At 61.5% G+C, this 9,179-nt stretch carries 7 protein-coding genes and 1 pseudogene; 2 read left to right on the forward strand and 6 right to left on the reverse strand.

The window, feature by feature from the left end; all coding sequences use genetic code 11:
* Positions 1–245 precede the first annotated feature (245 nt).
* Positions 246–1,250: a phosphate acetyltransferase gene (pta, locus tag G0Q00_RS15675; protein ID WP_163041059.1), complete on the forward strand. Its 1,005-nt coding sequence runs from the start codon at positions 246–248 to the stop codon at positions 1,248–1,250.
* Here the strand turns inward: pta and G0Q00_RS15680 are convergent.
* The 4 genes from G0Q00_RS15680 to G0Q00_RS15695 are packed head-to-tail and all read right to left on the reverse strand — an operon-like array spanning position 1,247 to position 4,177.
* Positions 1,247–2,113, reverse strand: coding sequence for a phosphate acyltransferase (locus G0Q00_RS15680; RefSeq protein ID WP_163041061.1), 867 nt, complete (start codon positions 2,111–2,113; stop codon positions 1,247–1,249). The genes pta and G0Q00_RS15680 overlap by 4 nt on opposite strands.
* 12 nt (positions 2,114–2,125) lie before the next feature.
* Positions 2,126–2,923 carry a metal ABC transporter permease gene (locus G0Q00_RS15685; protein WP_163041071.1) on the reverse strand — a complete coding sequence of 266 codons (798 nt, stop codon included), beginning with the start codon at positions 2,921–2,923 and terminating at the stop codon, positions 2,126–2,128.
* Positions 2,913–3,692 carry a metal ABC transporter ATP-binding protein gene (locus G0Q00_RS15690; protein ID WP_163041063.1) on the reverse strand — a complete coding sequence of 260 codons (780 nt, stop codon included), beginning with the start codon at positions 3,690–3,692 and terminating at the stop codon, positions 2,913–2,915. The genes G0Q00_RS15685 and G0Q00_RS15690 overlap by 11 nt, the downstream gene beginning before the upstream one ends.
* Positions 3,689–4,177, reverse strand: coding sequence for a Fur family transcriptional regulator (locus G0Q00_RS15695; RefSeq protein ID WP_163041065.1), 489 nt, complete (start codon positions 4,175–4,177; stop codon positions 3,689–3,691). Before G0Q00_RS15695 ends, G0Q00_RS15690 begins: the two co-directional genes overlap by 4 nt.
* Before the next feature lie 76 nt (positions 4,178–4,253).
* Here G0Q00_RS15695 and G0Q00_RS15700 point away from each other — a divergent pair, with 76 nt between their 5' ends.
* Positions 4,254–5,306, forward strand: coding sequence for a zinc ABC transporter substrate-binding protein (locus G0Q00_RS15700; RefSeq protein WP_163041067.1), 1,053 nt, complete (start codon positions 4,254–4,256; stop codon positions 5,304–5,306).
* Between the two features lie 48 nt (positions 5,307–5,354).
* Here G0Q00_RS15700 and G0Q00_RS15705 read toward each other — a convergent pair whose 3' ends face one another.
* A complete protein-coding gene (locus G0Q00_RS15705) occupies positions 5,355–8,945 on the reverse strand; it encodes a hydantoinase B/oxoprolinase family protein (RefSeq protein ID WP_163041069.1) in 3,591 nt (1,196 codons plus the stop codon).
* Positions 8,946–9,057: 112 nt separating this feature from the next.
* Positions 9,058–9,179 (reverse strand): annotated as a pseudogene (locus tag G0Q00_RS15710) (glutaryl-CoA dehydrogenase); the annotation flags it as partial.

Below are 9,179 nucleotides of genomic sequence, written 5' to 3' on the forward strand. Positions count from 1 at the left end.
CTGAACCAGGCCGTGGAAGACCAGAAGAACGGCATCACCACCCTGATCGAAGCCATGATCAACCAGGAACTGGGCGAGCCCTTCCGCCGCGACGCGATGAAGAAACCCGTCGAGGTCGCTGGCATCAGCAAAGACGACATGAAACCCCAACAGGTTTGATGAAAGCTTCCGGGCGCGGGGATCACCCGCGCCCGGATAACGGGCCGGGTTAATTCCGGCCCCGCCCCTTGAACCCCGAGGCCCTGATGAAACCGCTTGAAACCCTTCTGAAAAACGCGGCCCGTACCAATCTGCGGATCATCCTATCCGAAGGCAGCGACCCCCGCGCCGTAACCGCGGGATACCAGGCCGCATCACAGGGGATTGCTCGTATCGGGCTTGTGGGGGACACGGCAGCAACTCAGGCTGAATTCGACGCGCAAGGGCTTGAAGTCCTTGAAGGGATTGAAATTCACGACCCGGCGACATCGCCGCTGCGCGATGAACTGGCTGCGCTGTATCACGAGCTGCGCAAGCACAAAGGCGTGACGCTTGAACAGGCTCAGACTGCCGTAGGTTTGCCCCATATCTTCGCAGCCCTTCTGGTCAAATCCGGTTACGCCGATGGCACAGTCGGCGGCGCCGTCGCGACCACTGCCGACATCGTGCGCGCGGCCATTCAGATCATCGGTACCAAGCCGGACACCAATCTGGTGTCCTCGTTCTTCCTGATGCTGTTCTGCAAGGAACATCACGACCGCAAGGGCGCGATGATCTTCGCGGATAGCGGGCTGGTTGTGGATCCGTCCGCCGACGAAATGGCCCAGATCGCGCTGAGCTCGGCCAATTCGTTCGAGCGTTTAATCGGTGAAACGCCCCGCGTAGCGATGCTGTCCTTCTCGACCCGGGGCAGCGCGGAACATGATGCGGTCTCGAAGGTGGTGACCGCTACCAACATCGCCGGCACACGTGCGCCGGATCTGATTATTGACGGCGAGCTGCAGTTCGACGCGGCTTTCGTGCCGGACGTGGCCGCCCGCAAGGCCGAAGACAGCCCCCTTCACGGCAACGCGAATATCTTCATCTTTCCCAATCTGGAAAGCGGCAACATCGCTTATAAGATCGCCCAACGCATGGGCGGGGCCGAGGCGATTGGGCCGATCCTTCAGGGGCTGGCCAAACCGGCCAATGACCTGTCACGGGGCTGTTCGTCCGAAGATATCCTGCACATGATTGCCGTCACCGCGGCACAGGCAAGCGACAGCGATTAACGCCCGCGCGCACCCGCGATCGCCAAAACGGTTGCTGCGACGATCTCGTCCACGGTTGCCCCCCGGCTGAGGTCACAAATCGGCTTGCGGAAGCCCTGCAGGATGGGGCCATAGGCCTTTGCTCCAGCCAGTTGCACCAACAGCTTATAGGCAATGTTACCTGCGTCAAGATCCGGGAAAATCAGCACATTGGCACGGTTGGTCAGCGCGGCTTGTTTCTTCTGTGCGGTCATGATGTCCAGCGCTGCATCCGCCTGAACCGGTCCTGGGAACCCCGTGACATAGGCGGCTTCGCGCACCTTCTCGACACTGTCTCCTGCGCCGGAATACCCGGTCGAGAAGGACAAAAGCGCGACATCTGCCCGCCCCAGAAGGGACTTGGCGGTCTTGGCGCTTGCGGTGGCGATATCTGCCAATTCCTGCGCCGTCGGCGAGATGTTCACCGCGCAGTCGGCAAAGAGAAACTCTTGCCCATCTGGAAATACCATCAGGAAATAGCTGGAGGGCGTTTGGATACCTTCTTCCAGCCCGATCACCATCGATGCCGCTTCGATCACGCGGCGCGTGGGTGCAATGGCCCCCGCGACCATCAAGTCTGCGTCACCTGTCGCGACCATTGCCGCCGCGCGCATCAAGGGCCGTTGCAACAGTCGATTGGCAATCATGCTGCGCATAGCCCGGTTCGAGGTCAGCGCATCAACGTGATGTTGGGACGGATCAACAAGCGCAACCGGCTGGGCCAATCCGTCAGCCTGCAACCGGGCCGCAGCTTGGGAAATGCGTGGATCTTCCATCTCGGGAAAGACAACGCGCGGTTTGCGGTTTGCGGCAATCTCGAAGGCGCGATCCAGCGTGGCCGTCATGAAGCTGTCCTATCAAGCGGATGGGGTGCGGATCGTCCTATAGCCTGTTGTCAGCACAAAGATCAACGCCGCAGCCACGATGATAGAGGGCCCCGCAGGCGTGTCCAGCTTAAGCGACGCCCAAAGTCCTGTCCCACTGGCCGCCCAACTGACCAGAACCGCTGCGATGACCATCTGCACCGGAGAAGATGACACCCGCCGGGCGGCCGTTGCCGGAATGATCAGCATCGCCGACACCAACAGCGCCCCAACAACCTTCAAGGACACCGCCACCACAAGCGCGATTGCAACTGTGATGACAAGGCTTTCGCGGTGCGGATTCACTCCGGACGCCGCCGCCAAATCGGCACTGAGCGTGGACAGCAGCAGTTTGGACCAGCGCCATGCGATCACGGCAGCAACCAGACCCGCCCCGCCCCAGATCACCAGAAGATCGGACCGCGTGACGGTCAGGATGTCTCCGAACAGATAGGCAGACAGATCGACCCGGACGTTGGGCACAAAGGAAATCGCGACCAGACCCGTCGCAAGCGCCCCGAAAGACAACACGCCCAGCCCGCTGTCGGGCGACTGCCCCTGCGCCATCATCCAGCTGATCGCACCTGCCATAGCCAAGGCGACGATCAACGTGCCTAGGCTGATCGGCAGCGAAAAGATCAAGGCAAGGGCCACCCCTAGAATGGCGGCATGGGCCGTGGCGTCTCCGAAATAGGCCATCCGTCGCCACACGACAAAAGCGCCCAGGGGACCCGTTGCGAGGGACAGGCCGAACCCTGCCAGCACCGCACGCACAAGGAAATCATCCAGCATGTTCAACCTCGTCCGGCGCTGTGTCGTGAGCGTGATGGTGATCATGGCCGTGGTCATGCCCGCAATCATGATCGTGATCATGCGCGTGCTGATACAAGGCTAGCGCGCCTTGCGTGCCGTGGCCAAACAGCGCGCGATATTCGGGGGCGTTCTGCACTACGTGGGGCTTGCCCTCGCAGCAGATATGGCCATTCAGGCAGATCACCCGGTCCGAGGCGCTCATCACCACGTGCAGATCATGCGAGACCATCAGGACGGCGACGCCTGTGTCACGGCGGACGTCCTCGATCAGGCGATAAAATCCGGCCTCGCCCATCTGGTCCAGTCCCTGCGTCGGCTCATCAAGGATCAAGATATCGGGCTTTTCCAGAAGCGCACGCGCCAAAAGAACACGCTGCAACTGTCCGCCCGACAGGGCCGCGATCTGGCGCGCTTCAATCCCCGGCACACCCACACGATCCAGCATATCAGCGACCTGCTGCGAAGTATGCGATGTTGGCAAGTTCAGAAAGCTGCGCACGGGCAGCGGCAGGGTTGGGTCCAGCGCCAGCTTCTGTGGTACATAGCCGACCACCAGCCCCGCTTTCCGCGTGACCTTCCCCTTCGACGGTGTCAGCCCCAAAAGCGCGCGCAGAAGCGACGTCTTACCCGACCCGTTCGGGCCGACGATGGTGACAATCTCACCCGGCGCAACGGATATGTTGACCTGATCCAACACGAGATGCGCACCGTGGCGCACGGTCAGGTCTTTGGCCTTGATCAATGTCATGCGGCGGCCTCATCCTGACAAGAAGGGCAAAGGCCCAAGGCTTCGACATTGGCACGCTCGACGGCAAATCCCATTTTCGCCCCGGCGTCGTTGATCATTGTGCGCAGCGCTGTTGCCGGTATCTCGGCCACGGCCTTGCAGGTCTTGCAGATGAAGAAGGCTGGCGCGTGATCGCATTCAAATGTAGTGCATGCCGTGAAAGCATTCAGCCGTCGAATACGGTGGGCAAGTCCTTGATCCACAAGGAACTCCAAGGCGCGATAGGCGACGGGTGGCTGACTTCCGAACCCATCTTCCGACAGACGCTCCAGCACGTCGTAAGCGCCCATCGCGCGATGCTCTTCCAGCAGGATCTCTAGCGTACGACGACGTACTGGCGTTAGCCGTGCCCCGGCCTCGCGGCAGATCTCTTCGGCGCGGGTCAGCGCTTGGCTTGTACATGTGGTATGATCATGACTGTGAAACGCGCTTGCGGGATCCGACATGGGTTGACACCTGATTTGTGTAATATTATCACTTTCCGCAAATGATATAACATCACACAAACCGGAGCAAGCCCCGATGAACCTGACCCGCACCACGATAGCGCTGTGCCTCAGTCCGACGCTGCTGTTGGCCGAACCGCCCAAAGTCGTGACCGATTTCGCCCCGACCCATTCGCTTGCCGCGCAGGTGATGGACGGCGTGGGCACGCCGGAATTGCTGCTACCGCAGGGTGCCGAGCCTCACGGGTTCCAAATGCGCCCATCGCAGATGCGGTCGCTGTCTGATGCTGACCTTCTGATCTGGGTCGGCCCGGCCATGGCTCCGTGGCTTGAACGCGCCATCGAAGGCACGGCGCTGGGTCACAGCGTGGCGCTTTTGTCCGAGGCAGGCACAGTGCTGCGTGAAGGTGGGCATGATCACGACCACGGCACGCAGGAAGGTGAAGAGCATGACGATCATGATCACGCGGATGAGCACGGTCATGATGACCATGAACATGACGCTCACGATGATCATGACCACGCAACGCACAACGATCATGCTGGACACGAAGATCACGAGCGCAATCATGAAGATCATACAGACCATGATCACGCCGAACATATTGAAGGCGTCGACCCGCATGCTTGGCTCTCGCCCCTGAACGCGCAGCTCTGGTTGGAGGCCATCGCCGAAGAGCTGTCCGAGCTGGATCCGGCAAACGCGGATCGCTATCATGAGAATGCAACCGAAGCGCAAGAAAAGATCGCCGCTTTAGACAGCCGCATCAAAGCGCGCCTTGAACCGGTTCACGAGAAAGGTTTCGTCGTCTTTCACGACGCGCATGGCTATTTCACCGATCACTACGGTCTGAATGTTCTTGGCGCGATCCGCGAGTCAGACGCCGCCACACCGTCGGCCGCGCGGATGTCCGAGATTGCCGAGTTGATCGCCCATGGCAACGTGCGTTGCGTGTTCTCGGAACCCGGCATTGGTAACGCCCAAGTGGCCGAGCTGGCACAAAGCGGCGCCGCAGGTATTGGTGTGCTGGACCAAGCAGGCGCCACATTGGAGATCGGCCCGATGCTCTACGAAAACCTGATGTGGCAACAGGCGGATACAATCGCCAGCTGCCTCGAAAACAAGTAAGCAAAAACGGGCGCCTACATGGCGCCCGTTTTCTTTTGCATCAAGGGGTTAGGATGGTTCCCCCCAGCCCCCGCCCCCGGGGGTACACATCTCGAACAGGTCACCGGGATCCAACGCGACCTCTCCATTACCCGGCATCGGGATGCGGGTACCGTCCGCTTTTTCTGCCGTATTCACGCCAACCTGACCGGGCGCCCCCCCGTCGCCTCCAAACGGCGGCACCACGCGATGTGAACTAAGCGTCGTCACCGTCACAGGTTCAAGGAACCGCAGCCGACGTACGACCCCATCGCCGCCACGCCACTGCCCTGCCCCGCCAGAGCCCGCACGCAACGTGAACGCTTCAAGCCGCACCGGGAAGCGTTTTTCAAGGATCTCGGGATCGGTCATCCGGGTGTTGGTCATGTGGCTTTGCACCCCGTCGCAACCATCAAAGCCCGGCCCGGCCCCGGTGCCGCCCGCGATGGTTTCATAATTCTGGAAGTCGTCATTGCCCCAGATAAAATTGTTCATCGTGCCTTGCGACCCCGCAATCACCCCAAGCGCGCCGTAAAGCGCGTTACAGGCGGCCTGCGAGACCTCGGTATTGCCGGAAATCACTGCCGCCGGATAGCGCGGGTTTAGCATCGTGCCTTCGGGGACGATGATATTGAGCGGCGCCAAGCACCCTTCGTTCAGCGGAATGTCCGCACCCACCAAGGTGCGGAAGACATAAAGCACCACCGCGCGGCTGATCGACAGGGGCGCGTTATAGTTCCCCGCCTGCTGATCCGACGTCCCGGTGAAATCCACCGTGGCCGAGCGCATCGCTTTGTCGACGCTGACTGTGACGCGGATCTCGGAGCCGCCATCCATCGAATAGGTAAACGCACCATCACGCAGACGGTCGATCACGCGGCGCACGCTTTCTTCGGCATTGGCTTGTACGTGGCCCATATAGGCCTGCACGACGTCCAGACCGTAGTGGTCCACCACACCCAGCAACGCCTGTCGCCCGGTCTCGTTCGCCGCCACTTGCGCCTTCAGGTCCGCCATATTCTGGTCGATGTTGCGGCACGGATACCGGCCCGAGGCCAGCAGCGCGCGCATATCGCCCTCCAGCAGCTGCCCTTCGGCAACCAGCCGCATGTTTTCGATCAACACGCCCTCGTGTTCGATATGCGTGCTGTCGGGCGGGCCAGAGCCCGGCGTGCGCCCGCCGATATCCGCATGGTGCCCACGCGAGCCCAGCCAGAAGGCGATGCTCTCCCCAACGAAGACCGGCGTCACCACGGTCACGTCCGGCAAGTGCGTGCCGCCGTTGAAGGGGCTGTTCAGCACAAAGGCATCGCCCGGCTTCACCTTCCCCGCGTTGTCGCGCATCACCGTGCGGATGCTGTCAGACATGGACCCCAAATGCACTGGCACATGCGGGGCGTTTGCCACCAGATCGCCCTGCGCATCGAAGATCGCGCAGGAGAAATCGAGCCGTTCCTTGATGTTCACCGACCACGAAGTATTGGCCAGCGTCGCCCCCATCTGGTCGGCCACCGACATAAAGAGGTTGTTGAAGACCTCAAGCAGCACCGGGTCCACGTCCGTCCCAGCGGCATGGGCGCGGGCCAGCGCCTCGACCCGTTCAAGGATCAGGTTTCCATGCGCGTCTTGGCGCGCCTGCCAACCCGGTTCGATCATGTTGGTGCCCGTGGGCTCGCGAATGATCGCTGGGCCGGGAATGCGTGCCTCGGCCGACAGGTTCGCGCGGTCATAAAGCGGCACGTCCTGCCAGCCCTCTTCAGTGCAGAGCTGTACAGTGTCGTCGGGTTGATCATCACCACTTGTGACGTGCCCGCGCGGCGCCTCGCCCGATGTACCGATGGCTTCGACGGCCAACACCTCGAACAGGATCGCGCGTTCGGGCGAGTGGAAGCCAAAGCGCGCTTCATGCGTCGCTTCGAAATCCGCGCGCATCTGGGCGGCATCACCAAACGGCACCTCAAGCGCCTGATGCGAGCCGTCATAGCGCAGATGGGCGATGCGCTCGATCTGGATCTCGGTGACACCCTGCTTGGCAACTTCGGTCTCGGCATCAGCCGCTAAAGCCAGCAACCGCGATACGGCTTCGCCTTCCGCCTCAAGCGTCGCATCAAATTGCTCTTGCCGCAGGGCGCGGATCTCGGCCAGCCCCATGCCATAGGCGGACAAGACGCCCGCGAAGGGGTGCAGGAACACGGTTTTCATGCCTAGGGCATCGGCCACCAGACAGGCATGCTGCCCCCCTGCTCCGCCGAAGCATTGCAGCACATAGCGGGTCACATCATGGCCGCGCTCGACCGAGATTTTCTTGATCGCGTTGGCCATGTTGTCGACAGCGATGCGCAGGAAGCCACGCGCCACATCCTCGGGGGATTGGGCGGGCTGGTCGGTCTCTTCCGCAATCTCTTGCGCGAGGGTCTCGAACTTCTGGCGCACGATATCGGCATCCAGCGGCTGATCGCCATTGGGGCCAAACACATGTGGGAAATGAGCAGGCTGAAGGCGGCCCAGCATGACGTTGCAATCGGTGACCGTCAGCGGTCCACCGCGGCGGTACGCCGCCGGACCGGGGTTCGCACCCGCACTTTCCGGCCCCACCTGAAAACGTCCATCGCGGAACTGGCAGATCGAGCCGCCGCCCGCCGCAACCGTATGGATATCCATCATCGGCGCGCGCATGCGGACGCCCGCGACCTCGGTCTCGAAACTACGTTCATAGCTGCCTGCATAGTGGCTAACATCGGTCGAGGTGCCGCCCATGTCAAAGCCGATCAGATGATCGAACCCTGCGACCTCGCCGGTTTTGACCATGCCAACGATGCCGCCCGCAGGGCCAGACAGGATCGCGTCCTTACCCTGAAACATCGCGGCGTCGGTCAGACCGCCATTGGATTGCATGAACAGCAAACGATCACAGGCCGTACCGATGTCCAGCGCCCCCGCAACCTGCTCCACATAGCGGCGCAAGATGGGTGACAGGTATGCGTCAACCACGGTGGTATCGCCCCGGCTCACCAGTTTCGACAAGCGCGAGACCGCATGGCTTTCGGACACTTGCGTATAGCCAATTTCCCGCGCGATTTGCGCCACTTGCGCCTCATGCGCCGGGTTCAGATAGCCATGCAGGAAGGCGATGGCGACGCCACGGATGCCGGCATCGAAATGGCGCTGAAGCACCGCGCGCACGGCGTCTTCGTCAATGGCGCGCAACACCCTCCCGTCTGCGTCCAACCGCTCGTCCACTTCCTCGACCGCCGCATAGAGCAGATCCGGGCGCTTGATATGCAGGTCAAACAGGCGCGGGCGGGTCTGATAGCCGATGCGCAAGAGGTCCCTAAAACCCTTGGTGATCAAAAGCAGCGTGTCGTCGCCCTTACGCTCCAAAAGCGCGTTGGTCGCCACAGTCGTCCCCATCTTGACCGAGGCAATCGCCCCATCCGGGATCGACTGACCGGCCTCAAGCCCCAACAACTCGCGAATGCCCTGCACTGCTGCGTCGCGGTAGCGTTCGGGGTTTTCGCTGAGGAGCTTGTGGCTTTGCAGACCGCCATCCGGGTCGCGCGCCACGATGTCGGTGAACGTGCCGCCACGATCCACCCAGAACTCCCACTTGCTGTCCGACATGCGTGCCTCCCTGATCCGTCAGACAGAGGTCAGGCATGGGCCGGGAAATGTCAATCGGGCAGACGAAAAAGGGCGTCCCGAGGGACGCCCTTTTCCTGAATTTTCCGAGCGTTCAGAAGAATGCCTGCAGGTCGGTTTGTGCACGACCCAGGATCAAGGCGTGGACGTCATGGGTGCCTTCATAGGTGTTTACCGTTTCCAGGTTCACCATGTGGCGGATGACGTTGAATTCCA

It is taken from the genome of Aliiroseovarius sp. PrR006 (assembly GCF_010500215.1).
Lineage (GTDB): Bacteria > Pseudomonadota > Alphaproteobacteria > Rhodobacterales > Rhodobacteraceae > Aliiroseovarius.